Source organism: Microbacterium sp. NIBRBAC000506063 (assembly GCF_017968845.1).
Lineage (GTDB): Bacteria > Actinomycetota > Actinomycetes > Actinomycetales > Microbacteriaceae > Microbacterium.
Window position 1 is genome coordinate 1159248 of record NZ_CP072876.1, and the last position, 14623, is coordinate 1173870.

Annotated in this window: 18 protein-coding genes; 14 read left to right on the top strand and 4 right to left on the bottom strand. The window is 66.4% G+C overall.

The annotated features are described in order from the left end of the window. Positions 1-50: 50 nt before the first annotated feature. The 9 genes from KAE78_RS17475 to KAE78_RS06655 all read left to right on the top strand — a co-directional run bounded on the left by KAE78_RS17475 (position 51) and on the right by KAE78_RS06655 (position 7078). The gene (locus KAE78_RS17475) at positions 51-434 is read left to right on the top strand and encodes a CoA transferase (RefSeq protein ID WP_262927838.1); all 384 of its coding nucleotides are present in this window, start codon (positions 51-53) and stop codon (positions 432-434) included. 297 nt (positions 435-731) lie between these two features. Further along, positions 732-1400 (top strand): fumarylacetoacetate hydrolase family protein, encoded by a 669-nt coding sequence (locus tag KAE78_RS06620; protein ID WP_223172236.1) that lies wholly within the window; start codon positions 732-734, stop codon positions 1398-1400. A 187-nt stretch (positions 1401-1587) separates the two neighbouring features. Next, the gene (locus tag KAE78_RS06625) at positions 1588-1737 is read left to right on the top strand and encodes an acyl-CoA dehydrogenase family protein (RefSeq protein ID WP_262927792.1); all 150 of its coding nucleotides are present in this window, start codon (positions 1588-1590) and stop codon (positions 1735-1737) included. 20 nt (positions 1738-1757) lie between these two features. Then, positions 1758-2606: an acyl-CoA dehydrogenase family protein gene (locus KAE78_RS06630; RefSeq protein WP_223172237.1), complete on the top strand. Its 849-nt coding sequence runs from the start codon at positions 1758-1760 to the stop codon at positions 2604-2606. 15 nt (positions 2607-2621) lie between these two features. After that, positions 2622-3059: a MaoC family dehydratase gene (locus tag KAE78_RS06635; protein ID WP_223172238.1), complete on the top strand. Its 438-nt coding sequence runs from the start codon at positions 2622-2624 to the stop codon at positions 3057-3059. A 144-nt stretch (positions 3060-3203) separates the two neighbouring features. Beyond that, on the top strand, positions 3204-4376 hold the full coding sequence (locus tag KAE78_RS06640) for an acetyl-CoA hydrolase/transferase family protein (protein WP_223172239.1): 1173 nt from the start codon (positions 3204-3206) through the stop codon (positions 4374-4376). Positions 4377-4421: 45 nt separating this feature from the next. Further along, entirely contained in the window at positions 4422-5633 is a 1212-nt protein-coding gene (locus KAE78_RS06645; protein WP_223172240.1) for an acyl-CoA dehydrogenase family protein, read from the top strand. Continuing rightward, positions 5620-6057 carry a nuclear transport factor 2 family protein gene (locus tag KAE78_RS06650; RefSeq protein ID WP_223172241.1) on the top strand — a complete coding sequence of 146 codons (438 nt, stop codon included), beginning with the start codon at positions 5620-5622 and terminating at the stop codon, positions 6055-6057. Before KAE78_RS06645 ends, KAE78_RS06650 begins: the two co-directional genes overlap by 14 nt. A gap of 28 nt (positions 6058-6085) precedes the next feature. Further along, positions 6086-7078 carry an LLM class flavin-dependent oxidoreductase gene (locus KAE78_RS06655; RefSeq protein ID WP_223172242.1) on the top strand — a complete coding sequence of 331 codons (993 nt, stop codon included), beginning with the start codon at positions 6086-6088 and terminating at the stop codon, positions 7076-7078. 16 nt (positions 7079-7094) lie between these two features. Here the strand turns inward: KAE78_RS06655 and KAE78_RS06660 are convergent, their stop codons facing one another. Continuing rightward, positions 7095-7802, bottom strand: a complete 708-nt coding sequence (locus KAE78_RS06660) for a FadR/GntR family transcriptional regulator (protein ID WP_223172243.1) — start codon at positions 7800-7802, stop codon at positions 7095-7097. A 362-nt stretch (positions 7803-8164) separates the two neighbouring features. On the opposite strand from KAE78_RS06660, the gene KAE78_RS06665 reads away from it, so the two are divergent. Genes KAE78_RS06665 through KAE78_RS06675 form a run of 3 tightly spaced genes read left to right on the top strand, consistent with a single transcriptional unit; the run spans position 8165 to position 9383 of the window. Then, positions 8165-8413 carry a carboxymuconolactone decarboxylase family protein gene (locus KAE78_RS06665; RefSeq protein ID WP_223172244.1) on the top strand — a complete coding sequence of 83 codons (249 nt, stop codon included), beginning with the start codon at positions 8165-8167 and terminating at the stop codon, positions 8411-8413. Beyond that, positions 8410-8913, top strand: a complete 504-nt coding sequence (locus KAE78_RS06670; protein ID WP_223172245.1) for a cupin domain-containing protein — start codon at positions 8410-8412, stop codon at positions 8911-8913. Before KAE78_RS06665 ends, KAE78_RS06670 begins: the two co-directional genes overlap by 4 nt. Next, positions 8910-9383, top strand: coding sequence for an HtaA domain-containing protein (locus KAE78_RS06675; protein WP_223172246.1), 474 nt, complete (start codon positions 8910-8912; stop codon positions 9381-9383). The genes KAE78_RS06670 and KAE78_RS06675 overlap by 4 nt, the downstream gene beginning before the upstream one ends. Here the strand turns inward: KAE78_RS06675 and KAE78_RS06680 are convergent. From KAE78_RS06680 to KAE78_RS06685, 3 genes are read right to left on the bottom strand one after another with little or no spacing between them, the layout of a single operon-like run. After that, positions 9366-9866 carry a nuclear transport factor 2 family protein gene (locus KAE78_RS06680; RefSeq protein ID WP_223172247.1) on the bottom strand — a complete coding sequence of 167 codons (501 nt, stop codon included), beginning with the start codon at positions 9864-9866 and terminating at the stop codon, positions 9366-9368. The genes KAE78_RS06675 and KAE78_RS06680 overlap by 18 nt on opposite strands. Positions 9867-9912: 46 nt before the next feature. Then, complete coding sequence (locus KAE78_RS19525; RefSeq protein ID WP_411156000.1) at positions 9913-10059, bottom strand: hypothetical protein; 147 nt, start codon at positions 10057-10059, stop codon at positions 9913-9915. After that, positions 10056-11540: a thiamine pyrophosphate-binding protein gene (locus KAE78_RS06685; RefSeq protein WP_223172248.1), complete on the bottom strand. Its 1485-nt coding sequence runs from the start codon at positions 11538-11540 to the stop codon at positions 10056-10058. The genes KAE78_RS19525 and KAE78_RS06685 overlap by 4 nt, the downstream gene beginning before the upstream one ends. Positions 11541-11626: 86 nt before the next feature. On the opposite strand from KAE78_RS06685, the gene KAE78_RS06690 reads away from it, so the two are divergent. Continuing rightward, a complete protein-coding gene (locus KAE78_RS06690) occupies positions 11627-12679 on the top strand; it encodes an ABC transporter substrate-binding protein (RefSeq protein WP_223172249.1) in 1053 nt (350 codons plus the stop codon). A 73-nt stretch (positions 12680-12752) separates the two neighbouring features. Beyond that, positions 12753-14564: an ABC transporter permease gene (locus KAE78_RS06695; protein ID WP_223172250.1), complete on the top strand. Its 1812-nt coding sequence runs from the start codon at positions 12753-12755 to the stop codon at positions 14562-14564. The last annotated feature ends 59 nt before the right edge of the window (positions 14565-14623 follow it).

Genomic DNA, 14623 nt, shown 5'->3' on the forward strand with positions numbered 1-14623 from the left:
GTGGCCGGCGTCTGGGGGCGGGAGAGGCCTGGCCGCGCTTCTGCGAGGCCATCGACCGACTCGACCTCGTCGACGACCCTCGCTTCCTCACGAACACCGACCGTGTCGCTCATCGCGACATCCTCAATCCCCTCATCGAGGGCATCACCGTCACGAAGACGACGGATGAATGGCAGGAGGCCTTCCGCGCTCAGCACGTGCTCTTCGGCCCGGTGCTGAGCCTGCGCGAGCTCATGCATCACCCGCATGTGCTGCAGAAGGAAGTGGTGCAGACCCTCGAGCACCCGACGGCGGGCACGATCCGCCAGCTGGCGCCGATGCTGCGGCTGTCGCAGACGCCCGCCGAGATCGCCGGCCCCCGCCGCGACTGGGAGAGCACACCGCGCAGGTGCTTGCGCTGGCCGGGTACGACGCGGCGGAGATCGACGAGCTGATCGCGGCCGGCGTCGCGCAGACCGCCGACGGCGTCGTCGTCTCGGCGGGCGCGGGCGAGGGGGCTCGGTGAAGCTCGTCCAATATGACGGCGCCGACGGGCGGCCGCGAGTCGGACGCCTCGAGGGCGACGAGGTCGTCGCGCTGCGGATCCCCGACGGCCTGACGAACGACGATGCGGTCGTCGCGTTCGCGATGGGCGACCGGGAGGCCGAGCCAGATGCGGATGCCGGGACCGCCCGGATCGACGAAGTCACCCTCCGCGCCCCCTCCTGCGGCCGCCGTCGATCCGCGACTTCATGCTGTTCGAGGGCCACGTGGCGAACTCGCTGCGGCGCTGGAACCGCGACGTGCCGGCGCAGTGGTACGCGGAGCCGAGCTTCTACTTCACCTCGCCGCACACCCTCAAGGCGTCCGGCGAGGTCGTGACGGTTCCCGCTCGCGATGTCGAGCTCGACTACGAGCTCGAGCTCGGCGTCGTGATCGGCCGCGAACTCGTCGACGCGACGCCCGACGAGGCGGCGGACGCCATCGCCGGGTTCATGCTTCTCAACGACTTCTCCCTCCGCGACCGGCAGTCGCGGGAGCGCCCGCTGGGCCTCGGCCCGAGCAAGAGCAAGGACTTCGCGACCGCCCTCGGGCCGGCTCTCATCACGGCCGACGAGGTACCAGGCACCGCGCGCAGGCCCGAGCTCCTGATGGAGGCCTGGGTCAACGGCGAGCGATGGTCGAGCGGCGAGAGTCGGACGATGCACTTCGACCTCGCAGAGGCCATCGCCCACGCGTCGGCGGGCGCGCGGGTCGTGCCCGGCGATGTCATAGGGTCGGGCACCGTGACGACCGGCTGTGTCATGGAGCTGCTCGCCTTGGGCGACGACCGGGCGCGCTGGCTCGTGGCCGGCGACACCGTCGAGCTCAAGGTCGCACAGATCGGCACCCTGACCACCCGGCTCGTCGCCCGAGCGTAGTCAGCCCATATATCCACAGACAAGAAACCACGGAGACGTGCATGGACTTTCAAGAATCCAGCGAACATCGGCAGCTGCGCGAGCTCGTGCGCGACATGTGCGCACCCTTCACCGATGAGTACTGGATGGAGGTCGACGCCGAGCACCGCTTCCCCAGGAGTTCTTCGACGCCTTCAAGAATGCCGGCATGCTCGGCCTGTGCATCCCCGAGGAATACGGCGGCCAAGGCGCCGGTGTCACCGAGGCATCCATCCTCATGGAGGAGATCGCGGCGGCGGGGGCGGTCTCAACGCGTGCACGACGATCCATATCCAGCTCTTCGGGCTCGAGCCGCTGATCAGGCACGCCTCCGAGGAGATGAAGCAGCGGTTCCTTCCGGCGGCGGCTGCGGGAGAGCTCGCCATCTCGTTCGGAGTGACGGAGCCGGATGCCGGATCCGACACGACCCGGATCACCACGACGGCCAAGAAGGTTGACGGCGGGTACATCGTCAACGGGCGGAAGGTGTGGATCTCGCGCGCGGGCGAGGCGGACCGCCTACTCCTCGTGTGCCGGACCACGCCGCGCGAAGAGGCGGAGAAGCCGACGGACGGAATCACGCTCCTGTTCGCGGAGGTCGACCGCGAGCACATCGAGATCCAGCCGATCCCCAAGATCGGCCGCAACGCGGTCGCCTCGAACTCGCTCTTCATCGACAACCTCTTCGTGCCCGACGAAGACCTCGTGGGAGAGGAGGGCAAGGGGTTCCGCTACCTGCTCGCCGGGCTCAACCCCGAGCGCATCCTCGTGGGATCGGAGTGTCTCGGGATGGGTCGCGCGGCGCTCGCTCGCGCGACCGCCTACGCGCAGGACCGGCACGTCTTCGGCAGGGCGATCGGCCAGAACCAGGGCATCCAGTTCCCCCTGGCCGACTCGCTCGTGAACCTGGACGCCGCAGAGCTCGTCATCCGCAAGGCGTCCTGGCTGTACGACAGCGGCGAGCCTTGCGGGCGCGAGGCGAACTCCGCCAAGTACCTCGCCTCGAACGCGGGGTTCGAAGCGGCTGACCGGGCGATGCAGGTGCACGGCGGCTTCGGCTACGCCGAGGAGTACCACATCGGCCGGATCTGGCGCGAGGTGCGGCTGCTGCGTATCACGCCGCTGTCGAACGAGCTCATCCTCTCCTACCTCGCCCAGCACGTGCTGGCGCTGCCTCGCTCGTACTGACGAAAGGAACGCGACATGCCCGGACTGTGGTTCGAGGAATACGAGGTCGGCAGGACCTATCGGCATGGCCCTGGTCGTACCGTGACCGAGACAGACAACCTGCTCTTCACGGCGCTGTCCATGAATCCGGCGCCGCTGCACCTGAATGCCGAGTACGCGAAGACGACGCCATACGGCCGGCAGCTCGTGACGAGCGTGTTCACAATGGGCCTCATCATGGGACTGAGCGTCTCCGACCTGTTCGAGGGCACCTCGTACGGCAACCTCGGCTTCGACAAGATCACCTTCCCAAACCCCGTCTTCATCGGCGACACCCTCCGTGCCGAGACCGAGATCGTGAGCAAGAGGGAGTCCAGGTCCCGCCCCAGGCGGGCATCATCGTCGTCGTCCATCGCGGCTACAACCAGCGCGACGAGCTCGTCGTCGAGATGCATCGAGCGGGCCTGTCGATGAGGCGCCCGAGGGACCTGTGACCGTGCCCGGGATCGCGCTAACGGACTACCTACGGGAGGGCGACCTCATCGTCACCGGCTCGGGCATAGGCGAGCCCGAATCGCTCGTCCGCGCCCTGGGGAGCAGCTGGACGCGCTGCCGCCGGTGCAGGTGTTCGCGGGCATCAGCTACTCGGGCGAGTTCACTCCGAGGATCGCGGAGGCCACCCGTCTGTCCTCGTTCGGCGCCATGGGGGAGATCGCACAGCTCGCCGCGGCAGGGCTCGTCGACGTGCTGCCGGTCCACTATGTCGACGTCGCCGGACAGCTCCGGGTGCGAGGCGGCGCAGGCCTCGTGCTCATGATCCAGGTGGCGCCCGCCGACACCGACGGCTTACACAGCCTCGGGCTTGCCGTCGACTACACGGCCGAGCTGCTCGATGTCGCCCGGCTCGTCATCGCGGAGGTCAACGATCAGCTGCCGACGGTCGGCGGGCCATCCGTTCACCGCAGCCGCATCGATGTGGCCGTGCCGATCTCGAGGAAGGTTCGCGAGGTGGCGTCCGGCGCCGTGGACGACGTGCACCGAGCGATCGCCGACAATGTAGTGCAGCTCGTCCCCGAGCGCCCGGTCCTCCAGCTGGGCATCGGCGGCGTGCCATCCGCCGTCGCGACCCTGCTGGCCGGAAAGAGGTCCGGCCTGCGCGTTCACACGGGACTCGTGGGCGACTGGCTGCTCGATCTGGACCGGCAGGGCGCGCTCGATCCGAACGCCCCGATCGTTGTCGGAGGCGCCGCGGGGTCGGCCGTGCTCTACGACTTCCTCGCCTCCGATCCTCGCGTGGAGACGCGCACCATCGCGACGCTGACTCGCCCCGACGTGACAGCATCCATCGATCGGCTCGTCGCCCTGAACTCCGCCGTGCAGGTCGACCTCACCGGCCAGGTCAACGCCGAGCTGGCCGGCCCGCGCTATGTCGGCGGTGTCGGTGGCCAGATCGACTTCCTCCGCGGCGCCCAGCTGTCGGCGGGCGGCGTGTCGATCATCGCCCTTCCGGCCACCGCGAGCGGGGGGCGCCGCTCGCGGATCGTGCGCGATCTCGACGGCGGGGTGGTCACCACGCCGCGCTCCGGCGTCGACTTCATCGTGACCGAGTTCGGAATCGCGGATCTGCGCGGGCAAGGTCTGGCAGCGCGGTCGGAGGCGATCTCCGCAATCGCGGCGCCGGAGTTCCGAGGGCGCTGTCCGGGTCGGAATGAGTGGACATTCCCAGCCGGTATAAATCATGAGTACTATAATCATGGAACTGCTGGCGCGCGGATGTTTGCGCGCATGTAGAGTCCAGAACTAGGTTCATGAATATTACTGAAGAAGGGCCCACGCATGGTAACGGCCGTCGCAACCGATGAAGTCACGGAGATCCGTCAGCTCGCCGCAGACGTCGCGGCGGAGGCCTACGGGCCGATCGCCGATGAGCTCGATGCGACGCGAACGCCCATCTCCGTGCCCCAGCGCTTGCAGCTCGGCGAGCTGGGATTCTTGGGGATCGCCCATGAGGAGCAGTACGGCGGCAGCGCCGCGCCCTTCTCGCACGCGCTCGCGGTGATCGAGGAGTTCGCGAAAGTGTGCCGGCCGGCCGCGTTCCAGATCTTCGAGGCGAACACCGGGCCGGCGCAGGTCATCGCCCGCCTTGGCACACCCGAGCAGCGGGAGCGCTGGCTGCCTGAGATCATCTCGGGCGCGAAGACGATGGCTGTGGGCATCTCGGAGCCCGACGCCGGTTCGGCGGCCACCGACATGAAGACGACCGCGAAGGTGTCCGGCGACGATCTTGTCCTCAACGGCACCAAGCGGTGGATCTCCAACGGCGGCGAAGCCGATCTCTATCTCGTCTATGCGCGACTCAGCGACGCACCCGGATCGCGTGGCATCGGTGCCGTCGTCGTCGAGAGCTCGACGCCCGGGGTGAGCTTCGGCGCTCCCGAGCGCCTCATGGGGTTCCGAGGCATCCCGTCAGCCGATGTCATCCTAGAAAACGTCGTCGTGCCCCAGGCGAACATCGTCGTCGCCGCCGGCGGCTTCAGCAGGCTGTTCGGCGCGTTCTCGATCGAGCGGATGGGCAACGCGACCATGAGCCTCGCGATCGGTCAGGCCGCGCTCGACAAGACCGTCGCCTACGTGCAGCAACGGCGCCAGTTCGGCAAGGACATCATCGAGTTCCAGGCCGTGCAGACGATGCTCGCTGACATGGTTCTCCAGGTCGAAGCTGCACGGTTGCTCATAGAACGTGCGGCCCGCTCGGTGGACGGCGCCCTGCCGGATTCGCTGCAGGTGTCTCTCGCCAAGTGCACGGCCAATGAGATGGCGAAGAAGGTGACCGATCTCGCCATCCAGGTGCACGGCGGCAACGGATACACCGAGGAGTACGGGCTCGAGCGCCTGCATCGAGACGCGCATGGCTGGGCGATAGCCGGGGCACGCCCGCGATGCAGCGGACGCGCATCGTCACCGAACTGCTCGGCCGCAAGTTCGACCAGCGACGATGAGGACCCGGCCGGACGACCTCCTGCCGCCGAGCACGATGACAGATCTTGAGCAGCGCCTCCGATGGCTCGAAGACGAGCGCGCCATCATTCGACGCCTCTACCGCTATGGCCATTGCATCGACTACGGGCTCGAGGAGGAATGGGCCGAGTGCTTCACGTCTGACGGTGTGTTCGAGGTGAAGCGCACGCACCCGCCGGGTCACGTCTACCAAGGGCGGCAGCAGCTACTGGAGTTCGCCCGTTCGCATACGCGAGCCCCTGCGAACTTCCACAAGCACGTCGTCGTCGACCCGATGATCGAGGTCAACGGCGATCGCGCGACCGCCGTGAGCTACTTCGTCCGGCTGGACGTGATCGATGCCACGCCGGTCGTTCGCACGTTCGGTCGCTACCGCGACACGTTCAGGCGGACCGGTGCCGGATGGAGGATCGAGCACCGCACCGTCGAGGTGGAGGGACGGATCGGTCGATGATCATGGCAAGGGCTGAGGTGAGATTACGGTGACGTTCTCGGTGGGATACGGCCCCATCACGGTGCAGCGCGCGGCAGACGACCCAAGGCAGACCGAGATGATCTGGCAGGACGCTCTTCGCAACGCCCGCGAAGCCGAAGACGCGGGGTTCACGAGCATCTGGGTCGGCGAGCATCATTTCACTCCCGACGGCTACCTCTCGGGAGTCTTTCCGTTCCTCGGCGCGCTAGCGGCGGCCACGAAACGCGTGCTGCTGGGGACGAAGGTGCTGCTCGCGCCCCTGCACCATCCGATCCGCGTCGCCGAAGACGCTGCGGCCATACAGCTGCTCAGCGGCGGTCGGTTCGTACTCGGCGCCGCTATCGGGTACAGGGAGGAGGAATTCGAGGGGCTCGGCGTCTCGCTGAGAGACCGGCGTGCCCGTTTGGAGCGCTTCGTGCGCGTCTGCCGGGCGGCGTGGGCAGGAGAGCCGATCCCTACCGGCGGCGACGTGAGAGGGAGCGTGGACATGCCCGCCGTCGGCGCGCCGATCCCCATCTGGCTGGGCGGACGGGCGGCTCCAGCCCTGCGCCGCGTCGGTCGAATGGCAGACGGTTACGTTGCGCCCGTCGGCCCGGTCGGCGACCTGATCGCGCAGGTCCGCGCAATCGACGAGGCGTCGAGCGAGGCCGGCCGGCACGAGCTACCGGTCGCCTCGAGCTCCTTCGTCGTGCTCCGCGGCCCCGGGCTCGGGGCCGACCGAGTCCGGCAGAGGCTTGACGGGCTGCTCGGATTCTACGCACAGCACAAGGCCGACGATCCTTATTCACGAGTCGGGAGACCCGGACGATCCCAGACGATGGTCATCGACGGCCCTCCCGAAGAGGTCGCGACGAGGCTGCTGGAGTTCAAGGACGCATTCCCGACACGACGTGAGCATCATCACGTCGTGCGCATCGAGTTCCCGGGAATGACGGGCGATGAGGTGGCTCGGAGCACCGCGGCGTTCTCGGAGCGCGTGCTGCCAGAGTTGATCGCCTGAGCGGGCGAACGTCGTGTCAGCTGCTTCCATTGCCCCACGAGATCGGGGCATCGAGCGCGTCGGGAAACTTGCGCTCCGCATGGTGAGTGAACTCGCTGATATGCTCACGCATCGCGTCTGCCGCGCCCTGCGGATCCCGCGCTGCTAGCGCGTTGTAGACGCGCACGTGCGCGGCATGGGTGGCCTGCCTGCGCGGCTGGGTGTAGGTGATCCCCACCACCGATCCTTCGAGGATCCCGGCGACAGCGTCAATGAGGTGAGTGAACAAGACGTTCTTGGAGCCGTGAGCGATGAGGTCGTGGAATTCCTGGTTCACTTCGAGAAAGACCGACTCGTCGTCGAGATGCTCGCCCATGCGGTCCAGATTGCGTTTGATCTCGACCAGCTCATCGTCGGTGAGGCGCGTGGCCGCGAGTCTCGCCATCATGGGCTCGAGGCCGGCGCGAGCCTCGACGATGGTGCGGAACGGCGCGTTCTCGAACTGAAGCAGAAGGACGAGCGCGGTCTCCAGACCGGTTCCATCGGGCTGCTCGACCACGGGACCTCCGCCCGGTCCCGGTTTGAGGGAGATCAGCCCCTGCAACTCCAGGAACCTCAAAGACTCGCGCAGGGTTCCTCGCCCGACCTGGTACTGCTCGAGCATGACCTTCTCGTGAGGCAGACGGTCTCCCGCGTTGTTGCCGTTCCGCTGGATGTCGGCGACGATGCGCTGCGCGACGAGCACCGCCGTCTTCTGCGGTCTGAACTTCGTGGTGGCCATGGCTTGTCCCTGCGCGGTTCTATGGATGAGCTCGCTCAATTGTATGAGTAATGCTGGTCATGGTTGTGAGCAAAGAGGCGCGCGGCGCGAGGAATAGCGCTGGCGCGCACTACCGATTCGATCGGAGACAATCTAGAATAATGATTAGACACAAAGCTCCAACGCGGATCGAGGACAACGATGAGCCATTATGACGAGCGTGCGCATGCGGGCTGGAGTTCATCCGTCAGTACCGAGGCGACGACGCCGTTGCGGCGATCATCGAACGGCTGAGCTCGCGGGGGAGCAGGTTCAACGACTACTCGATCGCCTCGTCCTACGGGGATGTGTACCTCCGAGACGGCCTGGAGCCCAGATCGAGGCAACTGGCGACTCTCGCGATCCTGGGAGCACTCGGAGGAACCGCCGACCAGATCACGACGCACACCGAACTCGGGATTGCCATGGGGTTGACGCCTGTGGAGATCACCGAGGTGATGGTCCAAGTGTCGGCCTATGCTGGCGCCCCGCGCGGAAGCGTCGCGATGAAGGCGGTCGTCACGGCGTTCGATCGCCTCGAGATCGATGCTCCATGAGCGCGAGTGAACGTCCGGACCCGCAGGCCGAGCCTCGCCGGTTCGTGATCGGGCATGACGACGCCGCGCTCTCGGCCGTCACGCATCGGGGATCGACCCCGCCGCTCGTGCCTCATCGACTGCCCGGCGTGTCGACGGCGATGCTCTGGAAGGAGACGGAGCTTCTGGACATCGGCGATGGCAGCGACCACGCCCTGCTGTGGTCGGGAACGCTCGTGCCGCCGGGCGGGACGCGGTTCTTCATCACGCGCATCGACCCCGGTGCCCGCATCCCTGTCCACACAACCCCGACGGTCGACTATCACGTCGTCGTCGAAGGGCGCGCCGTGGTGCTGCTCGAGTCCGGCGATGTGGAGTTACAGGCGGGAGACGTCATGGTGATGCGCGGAGTGGCGCATGGCTGGCACAACCCGAGCGCGACCACGGCGTTCGTATGCGTGTCGACGATGGTCGACATGGCGTCGAGCGTCCCGGTCGCGCAGGATGCGCCGCCGAAATGAGCGGCCTGGCGACTCCCGAGCCCCTTTCAGGAGGGCTCCTGCTGTGGCGGGTCCGCCGCAGCCTCCTGGAGTACGTGCAGCGCGTTGGAGGCGAGGTCTCGTATGACGCGCCGACCACGTGGGCCGAGGACGCCTTCCGCTTCCCTTCCGCCGACTGGGATGCGGGGCAGTTCGTCGGTGACGTGAGGTTCGCTGCGTACGGGCGGCTACTCTCGATCGCGGTGATCGACCCATGGATCGAGACGGGGCATGCCGCGGTCTGGCTTAGCGTCGCCAATGCGGAGCACACGAACAGATTTCGGGTTGTAGAGCTCGACGACGCAGGCGACTGGCGCAGCGGTGGCACCTTCTCGACGCGCCTCACCGCGAGCGGGGCGGAGTTGTTCGGCGGCACCTACCCGGCCGGCACCGACATGGCTCCCATCCGTGTCGTGGCGGACGTCGCCCCGGAGTCAGTCCGCCACGGGTAGGACGGGCAGCTCTCCGCGTGCCCATGCCGACCGGTGCGCGTCGACGCTGCCGACCGCTGAGGGTCGATACGGGTCGACGCGGATCCGTGAGAGGCGCATGATCGCGATCCGCCACCTGCCGTCCGCTCCACGGCGATATTGCTCCCGGTAGTGTCCGTATCCCTGCCAGGCGAAGTCGCGTACGGGGTTGTCCACCCAGTCGAACATCGCCCACACACCGTCCGCAGTGTCGGCCTCGACGGTGATCTCGGGCGTGTGGCCTTGGTGCACCGTGACGGAGTGCTCGTGACGGTTGCGCACGTTCTGCACGAACTCGTCCGCTCCGACGACGGACGCCTCGGCGGATGGCGTGCGGAAGTCGATGTCGCGGAAGTACCGCAGGTCGTCTTCGAAGACGTCCCGCAGATCATCCCATGACTTCGTGTCGATGGCGCGGAAGTAGGAGGCCTTCAGCGCCTGGATCAGCTCGATGTCGGTCGGCATGTGCCTCATCCCGTCTTTGTGTCTTGTTCGTCGTCGGCTGGGTGCGCTATTTTCCGCCCGAGATCCTCTTCGCGCTGTTCCACAGGCGGTGTTTCACACGCTGGTCGATCCGGACGTCCATCACCAGGGGCGCTTGCGACGGGCGGATTCGGCGGATTGCCTCCCGCGCCTCCTCGGCGGAGCGCACCGTCACGCCTTCTGCGCCCAGAGCCGTCGCGATCGGCGCCAGATCGGGGGTGTCGAAAAGGGCGAGGTCGGGGGCAGCGACCAGTTCGCGAGGTAGTGCACCTCGGCACCGTACGCTTCGTCATTGAGCACAACGAACGTCACTGGGATGCTCTCGCGCACGGCCGTGTCGATCTCGGAGGGACTCATCATGAACGCGCCATCGCCGAGGAACGCAACGACGGGCCGGGTCGGATCGGCGACGGCCGCCCCGATGGCGAGGGGAATAGCGACCGACATCGCTGAGAAGTCCGCACCCCAGATGCGGCTCGCCGGATCGCGGTTGGGGATGCGGTCGAGGACGAAGAAGACCGCGTGGCCGGCATCGGTCACCACGACGCGGTCTTGTGGCGCCTCGACTTGGAAGATGTCCAGGAACTCCCTCGGATCGAGCTGTCCCGTTTCGCGGGTGTACTCGACCTCTGGCACAGCTGGCTCCGACGGGGCCAGCTCGTCTGGCCACGACGCTGTGCCCGGTTCGGAGCCGAGGGCGTCCAGGATCTGTCGCAGCGCGACCCCGGCGTCGCCCGGGACGGTGATGTCGACTGCGATGGAGGGATGAGCCGCCTCGGCATCATGGTCGAGATGCACGACCTTCGCCCCCGGTGAGAAGATCCTGCCGAAGTCGGTCGTGAACGTGGTGAGACTCGCCCCGACTGCCAGGATGGCGTCGACCTGCGTCAGCAGCTCCTTCGTGGCAGGAGTGCCGAGTCCTCCCACCAATCCGATGTTGCGTCGGTGGTCGCTCAGGGCGCCGTCGGCCTGGAGCGTGGTGCCGATCGCCGCCCCGAGACGGTCGGCGAGGGCGGACGTCTCGGCCTTGGCGCCCAGACCGCCGCGGCCGAGCAGGATGAGCGGTCGCCGGGCGTTCGTGAGGACGGCGACCGCCGCGTCGATCGTCGCCGTGGGTGCGGCCTCGGCGGTCGCAGGAGTCGAGACGACCGGACTCCAGCCGTCGGGCAGGTCGCCTTCGAGGAGCGCCAGGTCGCAGTTGACGACGGCAGGACCGATGCCCGCCGTCGTGCGCGAGAACGCCGAGTGAAGCGCGCCAGAGAGTGAGGCGCCGTCGTGTGCCGAGAAGCACGGGGCACCGGTCACGCCGAAGTACCCCTCCTGATCGAAGTGCTTGATGTTCCCCGGCTCATCCTTCGGCGTGTCGGCGGAGATGAGCAGGACGGGAGAGCGCCGTCTGCTCGCGGTCATGAGCGCCACGGCTGTGAACGCGGCTCCCGGTCCGTCTCCCACGCTCACCACGCCGGGGCGGCCTGTGACGCGCGCATAGCCGTCTGCCATACACACCGCTCCATGCTCGGTCCGCGAGCGGATCACCCGGATTCCATGCTTCTGAATCTCCGCCATCAGTGGCATGTTGTCGATGGCCATGAGACCGAACACGACGTTCACTCCCTCGTCAGCAAGCGTCTTCGCAATGCCCTGATAGCCCTTCATCGGGTTCCTTTCGGCTCTTTGACACCATCCGACAAACATGAGTATAGTTCTCATAGAATCGCGATGGCGGTCTTACGAAGGGTTCAATGATGAAACGACGTTCGTACGCAGTTCTGGGTGCCGCTCTCGTCTGCGCGGCTCCGCTGCTGGTCAGCTGCAGCTCTGGCGGTGCCCCGGGTGATGGTGCATCGAGCAGCGTCTCCTGCCCCACCGACTGGGATGAGACGGTCGAGGCCGCGAAGAAGGAGGGTGCGCTGACCTGGTACACATCAGTGCCAACAGAGCCCGCCGAGGGGATCGCTACGGCGTTCCGCGAAGAGTACGGAATCGCCGTCGCTACGCTCAAGCTTCCCTCGAGCAATTTGCTTCAGCGCTACGCGGCCGAGGCGCAGGCCGGCAGGATCGGGGGCGACGTGCTCAGCGCGGGCGACGCCGAGGCGTTCGCGACGAACGAGGGAGCCGAGGCAGGATGGATCGCACCGTTGGAAGACCTTGATCTGCCGAACTTGCCGAACGTGCCGGAGCAGTTCGTGCGGGAGTACTCGGCGACGATACAGACGCAACCGTGGTTGTTCTCCTACAACACCGACCTGGTGAGCGAGGCGCCCACCAGCTGGGAGGATCTCAACAACCCCGCATTCGCGGACACCACATTCCTGCTCCCCGATCCTTCCGCGTCGGCGGCGTACATCGAGTTCTGGGACTTCATCGAGGCTCAGTACGGTGCGGACTTCATCACGGAGTTCGCGGAGAATCACGACATCCGTGTATACAGCAGCGGTGGAGCGGTGATGGAAGCCCTCGCCGCTGGTGAAGGCGGATTCAGGGTTCCGTCGACCGCGAGTTCGGCCAGCGGCGTGATCGAGGCCGGAGCGCCCGTGGCCAACAGCCTGCCTGCACTGACGACCGGAGTCGAGATACAGACCTCCGTGACCGCATGCGGTAAGAGCCCGGCGCCAAATGCCGCCCGGGTCTTCGTGAACTATCTCCTCAGCGAGGAGGGCAGTGCATTGCTGGCCGAGCTAAGCGGAGACATCTCCCCCTTCGACGCGGCCGGGCTCCCCGCCGACTATGAGGCCCCGCGGCCCGGAGCATCCGAGCGGACCGACGAGATCCTCGCCATGCTCAACATCAACTGATTTCCGGAATCGCATCCGACGTTGGATGGGGCGATGAGTCGTCCCATCCAACGTCCTTGACGAGGAGGTAGACATGACGAGTCTGATGAGCGATCAACCCACCGCGCCGGCATCCGCGCCCGAATCCGACCCGACCATCGGTCGGGGCAGGAGTCTAGGCGATCGCGTGATGCGCGGAGTCGACTCGGTCCGACGAGGCGGACCGTTCCGCATCGTGGTGGGGATCCTCCTGGCCGCCTACGCGGTCCTTGTCGCGGTCACGTTGGGACGAGTGGTCCTCTCGCTGGTCTTCGTGGACGGCGTATTCGATCCGTCCCCGCTCGTGGAGGCGTTCACGCAGCCCGATCTGCTCGAACTCCTCGGGAACACTTTGCTCATCGTCCTCACCAGCATGGTGTTGGCGATCATCATCGGATCATTCTTCGCGTGGATCGGGGAGAGGACGGATGCGGCGATGCCGCGCCTCACCGCCATCATGCCGATGCTGCCGTTCCTCATGCCGCCCATCGCCGGCGCGATCGGGTGGACGCTTCTGCTGTCGGACCGTTCAGGTTTCCTCAACGTCCTCGCCCGAGGCGCCCTCAGCTGGGTCGGGATCGAATTGGACAGCGGACCGGTCAACATCTACTCGTGGTGGGGGATGATCTTCCTCTATACGCTCTACCAGATTCCGTTCGCCTATCTCATGATCGGCACAGGACTGCGAAACGCGGATCCGGCGCTCGAGGAGCAGGCGCGAGTGGCGGGGACCTCGGCATTCACGACGCTGCGGCGCATCACGATTCCCGTGCTCAGGCCGAGTCTCGGTGCGGCGGCCCTGTTCATGGCATGGTTCGGATTCTCGTTCTTCTCGGTGCCCGTCGTGATCGGCACACAGAGCGGCATTGATGTGCTGTCCGTCCGGATCGTGCAGCTGATGAGCTTCAGCTACCCGGCCGAGACGACGCTCGCACTCGGGCTGAGCCTGTTCCTGATGCTGTTCGTGGGGATCGCCTGGTATCTGCAGGGACGTGTCCTTCGAGGCGGCCGCTACGCGGTGCTCGGCGGGAAGGGTTCCCGGGCCGCCGTCGTGAGACTGGGGAAATGGCGTCGTCCAGCGCGAGCGCTGCTGGTCATCTATCTGCTGATCGCAACGGTCATCCCGCTCTCCGCGCATCTACTCGTCGTTCTCAACGGCTACTGGACGCCCAACATCCGCTGGGGTGATCTGAGCTTCGAATACCTCATCAACTATCTCTTCAACGACCCGCTCACACGCGAGTCGCTTGCGACGAGCCTGCAACTCGCGACGATCGGCGCGACGATCACGGTGATCATTGCCGCCGTTTTCTCGCACTACCTCAAATCCTCCCAGAGCAGGCTCGCTAGAGCCCTGGACGGAGTCATCAAGCTCCCCGCCGTCTTCTCGGGAATCGTCGTCGGACTCGGCTGCATCCTCGTCTTCTCAGGCCCACCGGTGAACATAGGCGGCACGATCTGGATTCTTCTGCTCGCCTATGTGATCCTCTTCACCCCGCAGGTATCGGTCGCGGCGGACGCCGCCGCGGCGCAGGTCGGCAACGAGCTCTCCGAGGCTTCGAGGATCTCGGGAGCGGGAGGCGCTGCCACCTTCTGGAAGGTGAACCTGCGGCTCATGCTGCCGTCTCTGCTCGCAGGCTGGGGTCTGGTGTTTGTTTGGATGGTCGGCGAGCTCGAGGCGTCCTCGATGCTCGCCACGACAACCACTCCGGTCGTCGGGTTCCGGATTCTCGACGTCTTTATCAATGGCGACTTCGCTCTGCTCGCAGCGCTGTCGATCGCACTCACCGTCATCAACGTCACCGTCCTCAGCGTGGTCGGGCTGATCTCGAGAAGACTGGGCGGAGTTCCCGCCGCACGGCGATGACCATTCACCCACCCGAGCTACGGAAACGAAACCAGGAGAAGATGATGAGGTCGAGTACC

What these genes read in the sequence shown, in the direction of transcription:
- KAE78_RS06620 (WP_223172236.1), top strand. Translation starts at nt 732, where the DNA reads ATGCTGTTCGAGGGCCACGTGGCGAACTCGCTGCGGCGCTGGAACCGC.
- KAE78_RS06625 (WP_262927792.1), top strand. Translation starts at nt 1,588, where the DNA reads ATGCTCGGCCTGTGCATCCCCGAGGAATACGGCGGCCAAGGCGCCGGT.
- KAE78_RS06630 (WP_223172237.1), top strand. Translation starts at nt 1,758, where the DNA reads ATGAAGCAGCGGTTCCTTCCGGCGGCGGCTGCGGGAGAGCTCGCCATC.
- KAE78_RS06635 (WP_223172238.1), top strand. Translation starts at nt 2,622, where the DNA reads ATGCCCGGACTGTGGTTCGAGGAATACGAGGTCGGCAGGACCTATCGG.
- KAE78_RS06645 (WP_223172240.1), top strand. Translation starts at nt 4,422, where the DNA reads ATGGTAACGGCCGTCGCAACCGATGAAGTCACGGAGATCCGTCAGCTC.
- KAE78_RS06650 (WP_223172241.1), top strand. Translation starts at nt 5,620, where the DNA reads ATGACAGATCTTGAGCAGCGCCTCCGATGGCTCGAAGACGAGCGCGCC.
- KAE78_RS06670 (WP_223172245.1), top strand. Translation starts at nt 8,410, where the DNA reads ATGAGCGCGAGTGAACGTCCGGACCCGCAGGCCGAGCCTCGCCGGTTC.
- KAE78_RS06675 (WP_223172246.1), top strand. Translation starts at nt 8,910, where the DNA reads ATGAGCGGCCTGGCGACTCCCGAGCCCCTTTCAGGAGGGCTCCTGCTG.
- KAE78_RS06680 (WP_223172247.1), bottom strand. Translation starts at nt 9,866, where the DNA reads ATGCCGACCGACATCGAGCTGATCCAGGCGCTGAAGGCCTCCTACTTC.
- KAE78_RS06685 (WP_223172248.1), bottom strand. Translation starts at nt 11,540, where the DNA reads ATGAAGGGCTATCAGGGCATTGCGAAGACGCTTGCTGACGAGGGAGTG.
- KAE78_RS06690 (WP_223172249.1), top strand. Translation starts at nt 11,627, where the DNA reads ATGATGAAACGACGTTCGTACGCAGTTCTGGGTGCCGCTCTCGTCTGC.
- KAE78_RS06695 (WP_223172250.1), top strand. Translation starts at nt 12,753, where the DNA reads ATGACGAGTCTGATGAGCGATCAACCCACCGCGCCGGCATCCGCGCCC.